General features: G+C 67.2%; 15 protein-coding genes. 10 read left to right on the top strand and 5 right to left on the bottom strand.

Translation table 11 applies throughout. From position 1 onward, the window contains the following. Positions 1–78: 78 nt before the first annotated feature. The gene (locus tag AC6IY7_RS11845; RefSeq protein ID WP_497779294.1) at positions 79–1,056 is read right to left on the bottom strand and encodes a beta-ketoacyl-ACP synthase III; all 978 of its coding nucleotides are present in this window, start codon (positions 1,054–1,056) and stop codon (positions 79–81) included. Between the two features lie 241 nt (positions 1,057–1,297). On the opposite strand from AC6IY7_RS11845, the gene rimO reads away from it, so the two are divergent. Both rimO and AC6IY7_RS11835 read left to right on the top strand, forming a co-directional pair. Then, positions 1,298–2,656, top strand: coding sequence for a 30S ribosomal protein S12 methylthiotransferase RimO (gene rimO / locus AC6IY7_RS11840; RefSeq protein WP_497779292.1), 1,359 nt, complete (start codon positions 1,298–1,300; stop codon positions 2,654–2,656). A 248-nt stretch (positions 2,657–2,904) separates the two neighbouring features. After that, complete coding sequence (locus AC6IY7_RS11835; RefSeq protein ID WP_026597898.1) at positions 2,905–3,168, top strand: hypothetical protein; 264 nt, start codon at positions 2,905–2,907, stop codon at positions 3,166–3,168. Here AC6IY7_RS11835 and AC6IY7_RS11830 read toward each other — a convergent pair. Then, positions 3,121–3,756, bottom strand: coding sequence for a nicotinate-nucleotide adenylyltransferase (locus tag AC6IY7_RS11830; RefSeq protein ID WP_497779290.1), 636 nt, complete (start codon positions 3,754–3,756; stop codon positions 3,121–3,123). The genes AC6IY7_RS11835 and AC6IY7_RS11830 overlap by 48 nt on opposite strands. Before the next feature lie 217 nt (positions 3,757–3,973). Next, the gene (locus AC6IY7_RS11825; RefSeq protein WP_497779287.1) at positions 3,974–5,266 is read right to left on the bottom strand and encodes a glutamate-5-semialdehyde dehydrogenase; all 1,293 of its coding nucleotides are present in this window, start codon (positions 5,264–5,266) and stop codon (positions 3,974–3,976) included. A 334-nt stretch (positions 5,267–5,600) separates the two neighbouring features. On the opposite strand from AC6IY7_RS11825, the gene gmd reads away from it, so the two are divergent. The 7 genes from gmd (at position 5,601) to serA (ending at position 13,896) form a co-directional block, all read left to right on the top strand. Continuing rightward, the gene (gene gmd, locus AC6IY7_RS11820; protein ID WP_497779285.1) at positions 5,601–6,590 is read left to right on the top strand and encodes a GDP-mannose 4,6-dehydratase; all 990 of its coding nucleotides are present in this window, start codon (positions 5,601–5,603) and stop codon (positions 6,588–6,590) included. Then, positions 6,587–7,573: an NAD-dependent epimerase/dehydratase family protein gene (locus tag AC6IY7_RS11815; RefSeq protein WP_497779283.1), complete on the top strand. Its 987-nt coding sequence runs from the start codon at positions 6,587–6,589 to the stop codon at positions 7,571–7,573. Before gmd ends, AC6IY7_RS11815 begins: the two co-directional genes overlap by 4 nt. Beyond that, the gene (locus tag AC6IY7_RS11810) at positions 7,570–8,994 is read left to right on the top strand and encodes a glycosyltransferase family 4 protein (RefSeq protein WP_497779282.1); all 1,425 of its coding nucleotides are present in this window, start codon (positions 7,570–7,572) and stop codon (positions 8,992–8,994) included. The genes AC6IY7_RS11815 and AC6IY7_RS11810 overlap by 4 nt, the downstream gene beginning before the upstream one ends. Positions 8,995–9,175: 181 nt before the next feature. Beyond that, positions 9,176–9,724, top strand: coding sequence for a hypothetical protein (locus AC6IY7_RS11805; protein ID WP_497779280.1), 549 nt, complete (start codon positions 9,176–9,178; stop codon positions 9,722–9,724). 135 nt (positions 9,725–9,859) lie between these two features. Continuing rightward, positions 9,860–10,711: an outer membrane protein gene (locus AC6IY7_RS11800; protein ID WP_497779278.1), complete on the top strand. Its 852-nt coding sequence runs from the start codon at positions 9,860–9,862 to the stop codon at positions 10,709–10,711. A gap of 312 nt (positions 10,712–11,023) precedes the next feature. Next, positions 11,024–12,196, top strand: coding sequence for a phosphoserine transaminase (locus AC6IY7_RS11795; RefSeq protein WP_497779277.1), 1,173 nt, complete (start codon positions 11,024–11,026; stop codon positions 12,194–12,196). Between the two features lie 113 nt (positions 12,197–12,309). Continuing rightward, on the top strand, positions 12,310–13,896 hold the full coding sequence (gene serA / locus AC6IY7_RS11790) for a phosphoglycerate dehydrogenase (protein WP_497779276.1): 1,587 nt from the start codon (positions 12,310–12,312) through the stop codon (positions 13,894–13,896). A gap of 231 nt (positions 13,897–14,127) precedes the next feature. On the opposite strand, the gene AC6IY7_RS11785 is transcribed toward serA, so the two are convergent. Together AC6IY7_RS11785 and AC6IY7_RS11780 are read right to left on the bottom strand one after the other, a co-directional pair. After that, the gene (locus tag AC6IY7_RS11785; protein ID WP_161912931.1) at positions 14,128–14,310 is read right to left on the bottom strand and encodes a hypothetical protein; all 183 of its coding nucleotides are present in this window, start codon (positions 14,308–14,310) and stop codon (positions 14,128–14,130) included. 248 nt (positions 14,311–14,558) lie between these two features. Beyond that, complete coding sequence (locus tag AC6IY7_RS11780; RefSeq protein WP_497779273.1) at positions 14,559–15,440, bottom strand: tetratricopeptide repeat protein; 882 nt, start codon at positions 15,438–15,440, stop codon at positions 14,559–14,561. A 487-nt stretch (positions 15,441–15,927) separates the two neighbouring features. Here AC6IY7_RS11780 and AC6IY7_RS11775 point away from each other — a divergent pair, with 487 nt between their 5' ends. Then, on the top strand, positions 15,928–17,253 hold the full coding sequence (locus AC6IY7_RS11775; protein WP_497779272.1) for an Nramp family divalent metal transporter: 1,326 nt from the start codon (positions 15,928–15,930) through the stop codon (positions 17,251–17,253). The last annotated feature ends 69 nt before the right edge of the window (positions 17,254–17,322 follow it).

Raw genomic sequence — 17,322 nt, 5'->3', positions numbered from 1 at the left:
TCCCGTGATCGCGTCGCGCGGCCTTCGCCGCCTCCTTCTCCCCGCAAGCGCGGAGAGGGGGAAAACCATGGAAGCGCCTCACCAGCGCATCACCGCGCCGCCCCATGTCATTCCGGCGCCGATCGCCATCATGGCGATCACATCGCCCTTCTTCAGCCGTCCGGCGCGATTGGCCTCGTCCAGAGTGATCGGCATGGAGGCGCTCGACGTGTTGCCGAAACGGGCGATATTCATCCAGCATTTCTCGAGCGGCACGCCGAGCTGCGCCAGCGACGCCTCTATGATGCGGGCGTTGGCCTGATGCGCGATGACGTGATCGATATCCTTCGCCTCGAGGCCGGCGATCGCGAGCGCCTCGGATACGATCTCCGGCAGCAGGCGCAGCGCGACCTTATAGACCTCGCGCCCGCGCATTTTGATCTTATGCGCCTCGCCGGGAGTCGGCCCGTCCTGGCGCGGATCATAGGGGCGCGGAATGCCGAGAATGCTGGTCATGGTCCCATCGGTGCGCAGGCTGGTCGAGAGCAGGCCGCGGCCCTCCTCCTCGCCCGGGCCCAGCACCATGGCGCCGGCGGCGTCGCCGAACAGCACGCAGGTCTCGCGATTGGTCCAGTCGACGACGCGGCTCAGCGTCTCCGCCCCGACGACGAGCGCGCGGCGGACCTTGCCGGTCTTGATGAACTGATCGGCGATCGTCAGCGCATAGAGCGAGCCGGCGCAGGCGGCCGAGACATCGAAGGCGAAAGCATTCTCGGCCCCGATCTTGGCCTGCAGAAACGCCGCGCAGGCGGGCGTCTGGGCGTCGCCGGTGACGGTGGCGACAATGATGAGATCGAGCTCGCGCGGGTCGACGCCGGCCAGCTCCAGCGCGTTTTTCGCCGCGGCGGCGGCCATATCGGAGGTGGATTCGCCCGGAGCGGCGATGCGCCGTTCCTCGATCCCGGTGCGGCTGACGATCCAGGCGCCATTGGTCGCGACCATTTTCTCGAGGTCGGCGTTGGTCAGAACCTTCGCGGGGGCGTAGGATCCGGTTCCGAGTATGACGGTTCTGAGCAACGGCGTGCAGCCTCTTCCTTCTGACCCGGTGGGCATGCGCCGCCGGGGAAACCTCATGCCTAGCAGGGATCGGCGAGGCGCGAACCTTAAAATTCGTTAATCCCCAAGCCTGGCTCGAGTTTGGCCTACCTCGAGATTGGCCTGGCTTGAGTTTGGCCCAGCTCGAGTTTGGCCGAGTTCACGTTTCGATCCGCGCCGCGGGCGATTGCCACGGCGCGCGCGCCATGGCAAGCCTTCGCCCATGCAGAACGTCCCCGCCGACCCGCCCGCGCCCGCCAAAGAGGCGCCGCGCGTCTCCTTCGTCTCGCTCGGCTGCCCCAAGGCGCTCGTCGACAGCGAGCGCATCCTCACCCGCCTGCGCGCCGAAGGCTATGAGCTTTCGCGCACCCATGCGGGGGCCGATGTCGTGGTGGTGAACACCTGCGGCTTTCTGGACAGCGCCAAAGCCGAGTCGCTGGAGGCGATCGGCGCGGCGCTGAAGGAGAATGGCAAGGTCGTCGTCACCGGCTGCATGGGCGCCGAGCCGCAGGCGATCGCCGAGCGCTTCCCCGATGTTCTGGCGATCACCGGCCCGCAGGCCTATGAGAGCGTGGTCGAGGCCGTCCATGCCGCCGCCGCGCCGAGCCATGATCCTTTCCTCGATCTCGTGCCCGAGCAGGGCGTCAAGCTCACGCCGCGCCATTACGCCTATCTGAAGATTTCAGAGGGCTGCGACAATAGCTGCTCCTTCTGCATCATCCCGCATTTGCGCGGCTCGCTGGCCTCGCGACCGGCGGCGGACGTGCTGCGCGAGGCCGAGCGGCTGGTGAAGGCCGGCGTCAAGGAGCTGCTGGTCATCTCGCAGGACACCAGCGCCTATGGCCGCGATCTGCGCTATTCCGAGAGCCAATGGGGCGACCGCGCCGTGCGCGCGCGTTTCCTCGATCTCACGCGCGAGCTGGGCTCGCTCGGGGCCTGGGTGCGGCTGCATTATGTCTATCCCTATCCGCATGTGGACGAGGTCGTCGAGCTGATGGCGCAGGGCAATATCCTGCCCTATCTCGACATTCCCTTTCAGCACGCCGCCCCTTCCGTGCTGAAGGCGATGAAGCGTCCCGCCAATGAGGAAAAGACGCTGGAGCGCATAAAGGCATGGCGGCGAATCTGCCCCGATCTCGCTCTGCGCTCCACTTTCATCGTCGGCTTTCCCGGCGAGACGGAGGAGGATTTCGCCTATCTGCTCGATTGGCTGGAGGAGGCGGAGATCGACCGCGCCGGCGCCTTCCGCTACGAGCCCGTGGCCGGCGCGCCGGCCAATGATCTGCCGCTCGACGCCATCGCGCCCGAGGTGAAGGACAGCCGCTGGAAGCGCTTCATGGAGCGCCAGCAGAAGGTGAGCGCCCGCCTGCTGAAGCGCAAGATCGGCAAAAGGCTGCAGGTTCTGGTGGACGAGCCGGGCGGCGGCCCGACCAGCCTCGCGCGCGGCCGCAGCAAAGCGGACGCGCCGCAGATCGACGGAACCGTGCACATCTCCTCGCGCCGCCCGCTGCGCGCCGGCGACATTGTGACGGTGAAGATCGACCGCGCCGACGCCTATGATCTCTACGGCGCGGCGGTGTGATATAAGAGGGCGAAGCCTCGCCGCTGCGCTCCCTTCTCCCGTTCCGGGAGAAGGTGGCCCGGCGAAGCCGGGTCGGATGAGGGCTCTGGCCGTGACCGCGAATGATATCGTTCGCACGAAACGGATAACAGGCCGCGAGCCGCAACAGCCCTCATCCGACCTCGCTTCGCGAGGCCACCTTCTCCCACAAAGTGGGAGAAGGAGCGCGCACGATGAAGGTGGAAAATAATAACCGAGGAGCGCCGCCTATGACCGAAGAGCCCCCGAAAGACCGCATTCCGCGTCTGCTGGCCAGCCGTCAGCTGATGTTCTTCACGGCCGTCATCCTCGCTTTGTGGGTGTTCGTCACCTTCTTCTTCCGCAACCCGTATCAGCAGGCGGTCGAGTTCGGCTATTACGACAGCCACCCTTATGACGAAGGCACGGTCTGGACCTATGTGCTGGTCGTGGTGCCGATGATCGGCCTAGGGGCGGCCCTGCTCTGGTGGCAGCGCCGCAGCGCCGGCAAATAATCTCGCGCTGCGCAGCGCGGTGGAAGACTGCGCCACGCGCGGCGCGTGCAGATAGACGAAAGCCGGCGGCGGCATGTCGGCGAGCAGCGCCGCGGCGCTCTCCGGCAGGCGCGCGCGCGCGAAGCGTTGCGCCGCTTTGGCCGCGGCGGCGCGAAAGGTCGCGCCTGGCCGATCGACGATGGCGATCGGCGTCGTGCGCGCGATCTCCTCCCAATCGCGCCAGCGGTGGAATTGCAGCAGATTATCGGCGCCCATGATCCAGACGAAGCGCACGCGGGGGCAGCGCCGATGCAGAAAGCGCAGCGTGTCCGCCGTATAGCGCGCGCCGATCTCCGCCTCGAGCCCAGTGACCACTATGCGCGGATCGCGAGCGATTTTCTGCGCCGCGGCGATGCGCTGCGCGAGCGAGGGAAGGCCGGCGGTCTCCTTCAGCGGATTGCCGGGCGTCACCAGCCACCAGAGGCGATCGAGCGCCAGCCTCTGCAGAGCGACCTGCGAGACATGGGCGTGGCCTTCATGCGGCGGATCGAAAGAGCCGCCGAACAGGCCGATGCGCATCCCCGGCGCATGAGGCGGCAAACGGATCATCGCGAAATCTTCGAAAGTTCGCGCATCCTTCTCCCGTTTACGGGAGAAGGTGGCCCGACGTAGTCGGGTCGGATGAGGGCCGCCGCGGCTTTCGGAATGCGAGTCGAATTGGTCCCGTCAATCGCTGTCGTCGCAAGGGCCCTCATCCGACCTCGCTGCGCGAGGCCACCTTCTCCCGCAGGCGGGAGAAGGGAGCGCGCACGAAGATTCCGCGCGCTCATCCCCTCACCTGACCGGCGCCGTGGACGCGATATTTGAACGAGGTGAGCTGCTCCACCCCCACCGGCCCGCGCGCGTGCATCCTTCCGGTCGCTATGCCGATCTCGGCGCCGAAGCCGAACTCGCCGCCATCGGCGAATTGCGTCGAGGCGTTGTGCAGCACGATCGCCGAATCCACCTCCGCCATGAAGCGCCGCGCCACATCCTCATTCTGCGTGATGATGCAGTCGGTATGATGCGAGCCGTAAGTCTCTATATGCGCGATCGCCGCCTCCAGCCCATCGACGACGCGGACGGCGATGATGGCGTCGAGATATTCGGCGCGCCAATCCTCCTCGCTCGCCGGCAGAACGCGCGCGTCGACATCCTGCGTCGCGGCGTCTCCGCGCACCTCGCAGCCGGCGTCGAGCAGCATCTTCACCAGCGGCGAAAGATGCGTGGCCGCGCAGGCGCGATCGACCAGCAGCGTCTCGGCTGCGCCGCAAATTCCGGTGCGACGGAGCTTGGCGTTCAGCAATATGCGTTTCGCCATGTCGAGATCGGCTTCGCGATGGACGAAGACATGAACAATGCCCTCGAGATGGGCGAAGACCGGCACGCGCGCCTCATGCTGCACGCGCGCGACAAGGCTCTTGCCGCCGCGCGGCACGATGACGTCGAGATTACCGTCCAGCCCCGCCAGCATGGCGCCGACGGCGGCGCGATCGGCGACGGGGACCAGCGAGATCGCCGCCTCCGGCAGCCCCGCCGCGACGAGGCCGGCGACGAGACATTCATGGATCGCGCGCGAGGAGCGCAGGCTCTCCGAGCCGCCGCGCAAAATCGCGGCGTTGCCCGCCTTGAGGCAGAGGCCGCCGGCGTCGGCGGTGACATTGGGCCGGCTCTCGTAAATCACGCCGATGACGCCGAGCGGCGTCGCGACACGCTCGATGAGGAGACCATTGGGCCGCTCGAAAGACGCCAGCAGACGGCCGACGGGGTCGGGCAGCTCGGCGATCTCCTCGAGGCCGCGGGCGATCGCCTCGATGCGCGACGCATCGAGCGTCAGCCGATCGAGAAAAGCGGCGGCGGTTCCGCGGCCCTTCGCCTCCGCCACATCCAGCGCATTGGCGGCGAGCACGGCCGGCGCGCGCCGGCGCAACTCGTCCGCCGCGGCGCGCAGAGCCGCATTTTTGGTCTCGGCCGGAGCCAGAGCGACCGCCCGCGCCGCCCGCCGGGCGCCGGCGCCGAGATCGGCCATCAGCACGCCCACCGTCCGCTCGTCCGTCGCCACCGCTTCCGCTCGCGCCATTTTCGTCGCCTTTGTCTGCTGCTCGCGATCCGCTACCATGAAACGGCCCGATCATGAACCGCCCCGCCCTCGAAAGCAGGCAGCTCCGAGCGGGCGCTTCGAGCCGGCGGTCTTCGACTCGGCTTGCCTTCGGCCGAGGCGTTTTGTAATACGCTTGCGCTCGTAGCCACGGCTCGCGGGACCTCGGCCTCGAGATTTCGCCCGCGCGATGCGCGTGGCTCGTTCTCGTCTCCCGAGCCGATCCATTGCAGGCGAACGCCTGACGCGCGTGTGGACGCAGGCGATACGACGTCCGGACGGGCGTCGGAGCGCTCCGCCGAAATGAGGATCTTCGATGACGAAACGCGCGCTGTTGACGGGCATTACCGGCCAGGACGGGGCCTATCTCGCACAGCTTCTGCTCGGCAAGGGTTATGAGGTCTCTGGCGTGATCCGCCGCTCCTCGCATCGGGGCGTCGAGGACCACAGGCTCCGCTGGCTCGGCGTCGCGCAGGACGTGCGCCTGCTCGACGGCGATCTCGGCGATCTCTCCAGCCTCTTGCGCATCGTGCAGGAGGTGAAGCCGGACGAGATCTACAATCTCGCCGCTCAATCCTTCGTCGCCTCCTCCTGGCGCCAGCCGATCCTCACCGCCAATATCACCGGCGTCGCCGTCGCCAATGTGCTCGAGGCGATGCGGCTCGGCGCGCCCGGCGCGCGCTTCTACCAGGCCTCCTCCTCGGAAATGTACGGCCTCATCCAGGAGCCGATGCAGAGCGAGACGACGCCCTTCTATCCGCGCTCGCCTTACGCCGTCGCCAAGCTCTATGGCCATTGGATCACCGTCAATTATCGCGAGAGCTTCGGCCTGCACGCCTCCTCGGGCATTCTCTTCAATCACGAGAGCCCGCTGCGCGGCATAGAATTCGTCACCCGCAAGGTGACGGACGGCGTCGCGCGCATAAAGCTCGGCCTCGCCAAGGAGCTGCGCCTCGGCAATATCGACGCCAAGCGCGACTGGGGTCATGCGCGCGATTATGTGCGCGCCATGTGGCTGATGCTACAGCAGGAGACGCCGGACGATTATGTGGTGGCGACCGGCGTCACCACCACTGTGCGCGACATGTGCCGCATCGCCTTCGCGCATGCGGACCTCGACATGGAGGCGCATGTGGTGATCGATCCGAATTTCTACCGCCCGGCCGAGGTGGATATTCTGCTCGGCGATTCGTCCAAGGCGCGCAAGGCGCTGGGCTGGGCTCCCGAGACCTCGCTCGAGCAGCTCATCCACGAAATGCTCGACGCCGATCTCGAGCGGCTGAAACAGGATCCGGGAACGCGATGACCGAGGAAGCGGCGTCCATCTCCGCGGCCCGTTTCGAACGCATATTGGTGACCGGCGGCTCCGGCTTCGTCGGGCGCCATATGCTCGAGGGACTGGCGCGCGCCTATCCCGACGCGCGACGCATGTCGCTCGCGCGGGCGGGCGAGGCCCCCGCGCCGGGCTGGATTCCGAAAGCCTTCGATCTCCTCGATCCCGCGACTGTCGAGGCGACGATCGGCGAAGCGCGGCCGGATCTCGTCGTCCATCTCGCCGCCCAATCCTCGGCGGCGAAATCCTTCGTCGCCGCCGAGGAGACCTGGCGCGTCAATTTCATCGGCTCCTTCAATCTGGCCGCTGCGCTCGCGCGTCACGCGGCCGACGCCGTCGTGATCTTCGCCTCGACGGCCGACGTCTATGGGTCGAGCCTGCGCGAAGGCCCGGCGCAGGAAAATATGATCCCGCGACCGCTCAACGCCTACGCCCGCTCCAAGCTCGCGGCGGAGTTCATGCTCGCCGACGTGCTGCCGCAAACGGCGCGGCTCGTCGTGGCGCGGCCCTTCAGCCATATCGGCCCGGGGCAGGACAAACGCTTCGCCGTCGCCTCCTTCGCCGCGCAGATCGTCGAGATCGAGAATGGCCGCGCCGAACCGCGCCTTGCGGTGGGCGATCTGTCGGTGCAGCGCGATTTTTCGGACGTGCGCGACGTCATCGACGCCTATCTGCGGCTCATCGCGATCGCCCCCGACCTCCCCGCGCGCAATGTGTTCGACATAGCGTCGGGGGAAACGCGCTCGCTCGCTTCCGTGGTCGAGAGAATGCGCGCGCTCGCGCGCCGCGATTTCGAGATCGTCGTCGATCCGGAGCGGCTGCGGCCGGCGGACATCCCATTCGCCCGCTGCGCCGCCGCCGAGCTGCGCGCGGCGACCGGCTGGCGCCCGCAGCGGACGATCGACGAGACGCTCGTCGCTCTGCTCGACTATTGGCGCGCAGAAGCGGCGAAATGACCGAGAGCGACCGCGAGATGCGTCTCGAGGAGCGCGTCCGCCTCCTCGAGCATCAGCTCGACTATCTCAGGGCCGAGCTTCTGCATCTCGTCCATGAGCGCGAAAAAAACGTCTATTCCGCCGCTTGGCTGATCTTCCGCCCGCTGCGCCGGCTGGAGGCGGCCCTCGTCGACGCCGTCACGCCGCTGTTGCGACGCGTCTCCGGCCGCGCCGCCGCTCCGGCGGTCGAGACGCAGCTCACCGAGCCGCCCCCGACCCGAGACGCGACGACGCGAGACACGACAAAGCCGAGACGCCTGCTCGTCGATGTGACGGCCACGGCGCGACACGACGCCGGGACCGGCATACAGCGCGTCGTCAAGAAGATCACGCAGGCGCTCTATCGCGATGACGCGCTTCCCATTCCAGCCGTCGCCGTGCGGTGCGAGGGCGGCCGGCTGCTCGGCTGCGACGCCTTCGTGGCCGCGCTCGCCGGCGGGCCCCTCGGCCCCGATCGGGAGATCGAGATCGAGCCCGGCGATCGCTTCTTCATGCTCTCCGACAGCTGGAATGCTTTCGAGGAGTTTCAGCCGGTCTTCGCCCGCATTCGCGCCGGCGGCGGCGAGATCGTCACCTGCATTTTCGATCTCATCCCGGTCCTCTACCCGCACGCCTGCCATGAGGTGACGCCGCCGCGCTACGCCGCATGGCTGCGACGGGCGCTCGTCGAAAGCGACGCCTTTCTCGCCATCTCGCGCACGGTCGCCGAGGAGCTCGCCGATTTCGTCGAGCGGACGCGCCTGCCGCATCGGCCCGGGCTTTCGATCGGCTGGTTCCATTGCGGCTCGGACATTGCGGAAGGCGCGACCGCCCCGCCCCGCCCGGAGGTCGCCGCGGCGGCCGCGGGCGCCATGTTTCTGAGCGTCGGAACATTGGAGCCGCGCAAGGGCCACCGCGTCGCGCTCCGGGCTTTCGAGGCGCTCTGGCGCGCCGGCCGCGACGCGCGGCTCGTCTTCGTCGGCCGGCGCGGCTGGTTCGAGGAGGCGATCGCCGCCGAAATCCACGCCCATGCCGAATTCGGGCGGCGCCTCTTCTGGTTCGACGACGTCGGCGACGCCGAGCTCGCCTTTCTCTACGACAGGAGCGCGGCGGCGCTGGTTCCCTCCTATGCGGAGGGTTTCGGCCTGCCCATCGCCGAGGCCGCGCGCCGCGGCCGCCCGGTGATCTGCAGCGACATTCCCGTTTTCCGCGAGGTCGGCGGCGCCGGGGCTCTCTATTTCCGCGTCAATGATCCGCAGGCCCTGGCGGAGCGGATCGCGGAGCTTCTCGACGGCCGCGTCACGGCCGATCCTTCCGCCGTCAGCCGCTCCTCCTGGGCGGAGGCGGCGCATCGCGTCGCGCAGGTGATCGCGACGGAGGATTGGAGCCGCAGGCTGCCGTGACCCGTTCCCCGCGGCGCGGCGTCGGTCATTGTTCCGCCGCGCCCGAAAGCATGATAGAGACGCGGTTGCGGCGGCGGCGCCTGCGGCTCTCTCTCGAACCGCAGGCTTCGCCGCTTTTGTGCCAGCGGGGGCGCCTGTCGCGACCTTCCGCCGACGAGGCTCCAACCCGATAGGCCGTCATATGTCGATCTCGCCGTCCATAAGCCTGCCGCCGACGCCCAAGGCGCTCCTCGACCTCATCAAGCTCGAGGCCGGGCCGGCGCCTCTGCCGGCTTCCCGACCGGCGTTGTGGATCAGCCTCGGCGCCTATGTCGCCACGGAAGCCGGCGGACAATTGGTCTCCGGCGACATTCTCCCCTCGGTCGCCTATGGCCTGGTGAGCGCCGTTCTGCTGGCCGCCCTGACCTTCGGCGCTCTGACCCTCGCCGGAACGCGCGACCGTTTCCAGCAGACGCTCGTCGCCCTCGCCGCCACGGGCGCGATCATCGGCCTCGTCTCCATGGTGCTGTCGCTCGCCGTCGCGCAGATATTTCCGCCGCCGATGCCGGCCATGAAGCTCGTCGGCTTCGTGCTGTTTCCGTTGGTATTGTGGAAGTTCACCGTCTTCCTGTGGATCTTCCGCCACGCCTCGCTTCGCTTCATTCCGGCCTTCGCGCTCTCGGCGATCTATATCGGCTTCATGCTGCTGATCCTGTCGCCGCTGCTGGTCCGCCTGTTCGGCTTCCTCTGACGGACGCGGCGGCCCCGCCGCGCACGGCCGCGGCGGGGCCCATTAAGTATGCATTAAGTATAATCGCTTACTCATTGTTCATCACCCGCGTCGCGGCCCGTTCGAGGCCGCCCGGCGCGAAGCGAGGATGAACCAATGAGATTTTCCGGTTCCTGCGCCGGGGCGGGGCTTTTTTGCGCGGCCCTGGGCCTTTTGACTGCCGGCCCGGCCGTCGCGGCGGACATGCCCTTCTTGTCGCAGCCCGAGCAGAATTACGAGCCCGTCGAGCTCGGAACCGGCTGGTATCTGCGCGGCGACATCGCCGCAGTGCGCTCGCCCGTGCTGAACATAGACGGCTCCGCCACCTCGAATAGCTTCGTCAATAATTGGTCGGCGGGCATCGGCTTCGGCTATCGCTACAATAGCTGGCTGCGCACCGATCTCACGGCGGATTATCAGCCGCTCTACAGCAAGTCAGGCGCCCCCTATGTCAAGGCGACGCCCTGCCAGATCGGCGCGGTGGGATCGCCCGCGGGCGGCCCCTTCACTGGTTCTGACCCGGTCTACGCCGACTGCTCGCCCTATTCGCAGAGCCGCGCGACCACCTCGGTCTTCCTCGGGAATGTCTATGTCGATCTCGGCACCTGGGGCGGGATCACGCCCTATATCGGCGCCGGCGCCGGCGTCGACGTGATGTTCCAAAAGGCCCAGGTGCAATGGTTCCAAGGCAATCTCGTTCCCTATGCGGGCGTGACCTGGACCGACCCCTACACGCTCGGCACCTATATGGCCAATTGGGACCGCAGCTATAGCAACACCTATTTGAAATTCGCCTATGCCTTCATGGGCGGCTTCGCCTATGACATCACCGACCATTGGTCGGTCGACATCGGCTATCGCTATCTCAATCTGGGCACGATCTCCGGCAAGGACGCGCTGGGCGTCACCCATTCGCGCAAGCTCGACATTCAGCAGGTCCGGCTCGGCTTCCGCTATCTGATCGACTGAGGCGAGCCCGACTCTTCGGGCCCCCGCGGCGGGACGCCGCAAAGCGTCGGCTCCTTCGTCCCATCCCTGCGCGCGCCGCAAGACCCGGCCGCGACCGCCCCGCCCCAGCCTGCAGGGCTACGAATCCAGGTTAACAAACCCTACACAGCCACGTCATGGCCGCGCTTGTCGTCGACGAGCGCGGCCATGACGCTGGAACAGGTCTGCTCGTTAACCCGAAGCCCCGCCCCAGCTCGCGCCCGACTTGACGCGAAGACGTGTTGCGCGTAGCGCAGCATCCGAAAATCCATGCCCCGGGGAGGCAGCACAAAAATGCCCATCCAAAAGCCCGGCGTGAAGCCGGCCGATCCACGTTTTTCCTCCGGCCCCTGCTCCAAGCGTCCCGGCTGGACGCTGGACGCGCTCGCTGGCGCGGCGCTCGGCCGCTCGCACCGCTCCCCTGCCGGAAAAGCGAAGCTGAAAGAAGCCATCGACCTGACGCGCGAAGTTCTGCGCGTGCCGGCGAGCCATCGCATCGCCATTGTCCCCGCCTCCGACACGGGCGCCGTCGAAATGGCGCTATGGTCGCTGATCGGCGCGCGCGGCGTCGATGTCGCCGCCTGGGAGAGCTTCAGCTCGGATTGGGTCACCGACATTATCGAGCAGCTGAAGCCGGGCGCCGCCCGCAGCTTCGTCGCCCCCTTCGGCGAACTGCCCGACCTCTCGAAGATAAACTTCGACAATGATTTCGTCTTCGCCTGGAACGGCACCACCGCCGGCGTGCGCGTGCAGAACGCGGACTTCATCCCCGCCGACCGCAAGGGGCTGACCATCTGCGACGCGACCTCGGCCGCCTTCGCGCAGCCGCTCGAATTCGACAAGCTCGACGTCGTCACCTACTCCTGGCAGAAGGTGATGGGCGGCGAGGCGGCGCATGGCATGCTCATCCTTTCGCCGCGCGCCGTGGAGCGCCTGGAGAGCTACACGCCCGCTTGGCCGCTGCCGAAGATTTTCCGCCTCACCAAGAACGGCAAGCTCGTGGAGAGCATTTTCGAGGGCGACACGATCAACACGCCCTCCATGCTCTGCGTCGAGGATTATCTCGACACGCTGAAATGGGCGAAGTCGATCGGCGGCCTCGACGCGCTCTTCGCGCGGGCCAACGCCAACGCCAAAGTCGTCGCCGATTGGGTCGAGAAGACATCCTGGTTCACGCATCTCGCGCAGGATCCGGCGACGCGCTCCAACACCGGCGTCTGCCTCGTTTTCGCCGATCCCGCCATCGCCGCCAAGCCGCGGGCGGAGCAATCGGCGCTCGCCGCGCGCATCGTCGGCCTCGTCGAGAAGGAAGGCGCGGGCTTCGACTTCGGCGCCTATCGCGACGCCCCGCCCGGCCTGCGCATCTGGTGCGGCGCCACGGTGGAGGCGAGCGACGTCGCGGCGCTGACCCGATGGATCGACTGGGCCTATGCCGAGGCGGTCGCGCAATTGGCCAAAGCGGCTTGAGACAAGCGGCTTGAGATACGGGCCGCGCGTCACGATCTAGGGACCGGGACGGACGCCGCAGGAGCGCGGCGTCGAAGGGGGCGAGTTCGCTCGGCGCAGCCGAGGGAGGCCCCATGCCCAAACGCGTGCTCGTATCCGACGCGCTCTCGCCCGCTGCCCTCGAGCTCTTTCGCTCGCGCGGAGTCGACGCCGATTACCGGCCGGAGCTGGGCAAGGACGCCCTCGCGCTCGCCGCCGCCATCGGCGCCTATGACGGCCTCGCCCTTCGCTCGACGACGCAAGTCGACAAAGCGCTCCTCGCGCAGGCCGAGCGGCTGAAGGTCGTCGGCCGCGCGGGCGTCGGCGTCGATAATGTCGATGTCGCCGCGGCGACGGCGCGCGGCGTGATCGTGATGAACACGCCCTTCGGCAATTCCATCACCACCGCCGAGCATACGATGGCGCTAATGCTGGCGCTCGCCCGCCAGATTCCCGCCGCCGACGCCTCCACCCGCGCCGGCAAATGGGAGAAGAACCGATTCATGGGCGTCGAGCTCGCCGGCAAGACGCTGGGAGTCATCGGCTGCGGCAATGTCGGCGCGAATGTCGCGACGCGCGCGCTCGGTTTCGCCATGCGCGTCATCGCCTATGACCCTTTTCTCACCGAGGAGCACGCACGGCGGCTCGGCGTCGAGCCGGTCGATCTCGATTCGCTGCTCCAGCGCGCCGATTTCATCACGCTGCACACGCCGCTCACCGCCAAGACCAGGGGCTTGCTGAACGCGCGATCGCTGCAAAAGACCAAGCGCGGCGTGCGCATCGTCAATTGCGCGCGCGGCGGGCTCCTCGACGAAGCCGCGCTCGTCGCGGCGCTGGACGAGGGCCATGTCGCAGGCGCGGCGCTCGATGTGTTCGAGACCGAGCCCGCGCGCGAGAATCCGCTCTTTTCTCGGCAGAATGTCGTCTGCACGCCGCATCTGGGCGCCTCCACCGTCGAGGCGCAGGAGAAGGTCGCTGTGCAGATCGCCGAGCAAATGTCGGATTTTTTGATGCGCGGCGCGATCGTGAATGCGGTGAATTTCCCGTCGATCGGCGCCGAGGAGGCGCCGCGGCTCGCGCCCTTCATCGATCTTTCCGAGAAGCTCGGCTCCTTCCTCGGCCAATCGACCGAATCGCCGATCGAGCGCATCACGGTCGCCTATGAAGGCGCGGCGGCGCAGCGCAATGCGCCGGCGATGACGGCGGCGGCCGTCGCGGGCGTGCTGCGGCCGGCGCTCGCCGAGGTCAATCTCGTTTCGGCGCTGGCGATCGCCAAAGAGCGCGGCATAACGATCGACGAAGCCACCCGCTCTGGCGAGAGCGATTATGATTCGCTCATCGCCGTTTCGGTGACGACGCGCGACGGGGAGAGAACGCTCGCCGGCTCGCTGTTTCACGACGAAAGGCCGCGCATCGTCGCCGTGGAGGGCGTCCGCGTCGAGACGGAATTCTCCGAGCGGATGATCTTCGTGTCCAACGCCGACCGACCCGGCTTCATCGGACGTTTCGCGGGGCTGCTGGGCGCGGCGGGCGTGAACATCGCCACTTGCGCGCTGGGGCGCGACCGGCTGGGCGGCTCCGCCGTGGCCCTGGTCGCGATCGACGAGCCGGCGCCGCGCGAGACGATGCGAGAGATCGCCGCGCTGGCGGGAGTGCGCTTCGCGACGACGCTGCAATTTTGAGGACGATGGAGAGGGGTGCGCTGCTTTTTCGAGGCGGCGCTCTCGAACACGCGAGGAAGTCGGCGTCCTCGCGCCTACTCGTCCTCCTCACTCCGCCTCATTGTCGCGACAACGAGGCGGAGGAGGCGGATCGAGTGTGACTTTTTTTAGAAGTCGGCGATCAACGCCAAGCCGCGAACTCCACGAGAAGGGTGGGCGAAGCCGCAGACGAAAGGCGAGAGATCGTCGATCTTACTGAATCATCTTGACGGTGCGGCCGACGCCGGGGTCGCTGCCGTTGCCCGTGCCGTTGGTGCCGGCGGGGGAAATCCAGTCCGGAACCTTCGTCAGCGCGATGATGACGAAAGCGACGATAGCGACCATCCACAGAACAGTCTTGCCGATCTCAGCGCTGCTGTGTCCGATTGTTGACATGTGACGATCCTCCGAATGTTGGTGCTTTATTTTGCTTTTTTTGCACTAGATGCGCGACAAAGCGTCGCATCGGCGTCAGCCTACACCAACTCTTTTCGGGACACAATGCGGCATGTGCACGCGCGACAAAATTAGTCAGATGGCCAGGAATGGCAGGAAGAAAAGAAGCGAGAGCGCGACGCGAAAAGGCGCTCCCGGGCCCGACGGCTCCAGGATCGCCTCGCATTCCCCTGCGATGAGAAGAAGGATCAGTCCCGGCGCGTCAGATAATATTCGAGCATCGCCACGGCCGCTCTGCGGTCCGCCTCGCTCGCCCGCGCCAGCGCGCGGGAATGCAGCTCGACGATCCATTGATCGGTCGGCCGATCGCCAGCGGCTTCGCGCGCCAGCGTGAGATACATGAGGCCGCGCGCGCGCTGCGGCGGACCGCCGGCTTCGCCGTTGAACATCAGATGGCCGAGCAGCGCCTGCGACGGCGCATGGCCCTTGCGCGCGGCGAGATCGAGCCAATTGGCGGCCTGGCGCGCGTCCTTGGAGACGCTATTGCCGTCGAGATACATGCGCGCGAGATTATATTGAGCGTCGGCGTTGCCGAAATAGGTCGCGGCGTAGCGGAAGAGATCGAAGGCGCGTCCGGCGTCCGGCATGATCTTCGCGGCGGCGATCCCCTCGAGATAATAGACGCCGACGGCCACGAAGGCGCCGGCCGCCATCAGCCGCTCGCGCGGGCTCGGCTCGTCCTCGCCGAAATGATCGACGAGCTTGGAGAAATAGGAATAGGCCTTGGCGTCGTCGCGGGCGACGCCGTCGCCATCCGCATACATGCGGCCGAGCTTCCATTGGGCGAGCGATTCGCCGCCGTCGGCGGCGTAGCGCAGCGCCTCCACCGACTTCTTGGCGTTGCCGGCGTGATAGCTCTCGAGCCCGGCGCGCAGAGCGGCCTGCGGATCCTTGAAGATGGTCAACGGCTGAGTGGCGGCGGCGAGGGAGCGCGGCTCCGACGCGTCGAAGGCGGCGGCGGCGCCCGCCTCAAGAGATCCGACTGTCGCACAGCCGAGCGCGAGAAGCAGCGTCGAACGACGCCCGCGCGGCCCTACCGTCGACGCAATCGCCTGGAGAAACACGATCATCGAGGATCTGACTTTCTCAACGCCGCCGGCGTTTTTAAAAAACGCCGCGCACCAACACCGCTATGCGTCACTGCCGAAAATCGACGATAGGCGTTCGGAAACGAGAAGAGCGTTCTCCCGCGACGAGCCGGCGCGGGAGGTGTCTCCATGTCTTCGATGACCTTGTGACGAGGCGAGATTAGCGCAGCGTTTATGGCTGAAAAGGGGCATCTGGCCCTTTGCCCGGCTCGCGGAAAACTATCTCGACGACTGTTGCAACAAGGTCACAAATTTTAGCGTTTCGCCGCATGCTCGGCGCCTCTGCGTCGCATCCGGCTACGCATTGCGACATAGAAACGACCCAGTCCATCGCATCGCCGAACGGACGCCGCGCGCGTGCGGCCGAGAAGGCGCTCCTCGGCCTGCTGGCGCTCGCGGCGCGAGGGGCCTATATCGTTTCGGACGGTCCGCCTCGGACGGAGGCGGGCGGAGCAGAAAGTCTTTAAGAATGCACGCCGCCTCGCCCGAGATTTCCGCCACGCTGGTTTCGGCGCGCGGCGACATGCGCGGCTCGGTGCGCGTCCCGCGCGAGACCGTCGGCTTTCGCCGCCTGTTCATCTTCCTCGGCCCCGGCTATCTCGTCGCCACCGGCTATATGGATCCCGGCAATTGGGCGACGGCGCTCGCCGGCGGCTCCAAATTCGGCACGGCGCTGCTCTTCGTCGCCGTGCTGTCCAGCCTCATGGCGATCGTGCTGCAATCGCTGACGGCGCGGCTCGGCCTCGCCACCGGCCTCGATCTCGCCAGCGCCTGCCGCCGCCGCTTTCCGCGCACAGCCTCCGTGGCGCTCTGGCTGCTGGCCGAGGCGGGCATATTGGCGACCGATCTCGCCGAGGTCATCGGCACGGCGATCGGCCTGCAATTGCTGTTCGGCCTGCCGCTCGCCCTCGGCGTCATCGTCACTCTGCTCGACACTTTCCTCGTGCTCGCCTTCGAGCGCCTCGGTTTCCGCAAGATCGAGCTCTTCGTCGTCGCCATGCTCGGGATCATCGCGCTGGCCTTCGGCGGCCAGCTGCTGCTGGCGCGGCCCGATCTCCACGAGGTCGCCGCCGGCCTCGTCCCCAGCCGCGCGCTGATCGAGAATCCCGAGATGCTCTATATCGGCCTCGGCATTCTCGGCGCGACGGTGATGCCGCACAATCTCTTCCTGCACTCTTATATCGTGCAGACGCGCGACGTCGGCGCCTCCTCGGCGGAGCGCCGCGAGGCGATCGACTTCGCCATATTGGACAGCACTCTGGCGTTGCTCTTCGCGCTCGTCATCAATGGCTCGATCCTGGTGCTGGCGGCCGCCGCCTTCCATGCGACCGGCCATACCGACGTCGCCGAGCTCGGCCAGGCCTACACGCTGATCGCGCCGCTGCTCGGCGCGCCGATCGCCGCCAAGCTCTTCGCCATCGCGCTCATCGCCTGCGGCCTCAACTCCACCGTGACGGCGACCCTCGCCGGGCAGATCGTGATGGAGGGCTTCCTCGAGCTGCGCATGAAGCCGACGCTGCGGCGCCTCGTCACGCGGCTCATCGCCATCGTCCCCGCCGTCGCCGTCACGCTCCTCTCCGGAGAGGAGGCGACCGGCCGGCTGCTGGTGCTGAGCCAGGTGGTGCTGAGCTTCACTCTGCCCTTCGCCGTCGTGCCGCTGGTCTGGTTCACCGCTTCGCGCAGGCTGATGGGCGAGCTCGCGGCGCCGCGCGTCACCACGGCCGTCGCCGCCGTCATCGCCGCAGCCATTATCGCGCTGAACGGCAAGCTGATTTTCGATGCGCTCGCCGGCTGATCTTTACCTTCCCTTGACCATGCGGCTCCGCAAGCGTGCGTTAACCATGCGCGAGCCGGAACGATCTTC

Source organism: Methylosinus sp. is20ea (assembly GCF_059718135.1).
The sequence above is the reverse complement of the archived record's forward strand: the minus strand, read 5'-3'. Positions and strand labels throughout refer to the sequence as shown.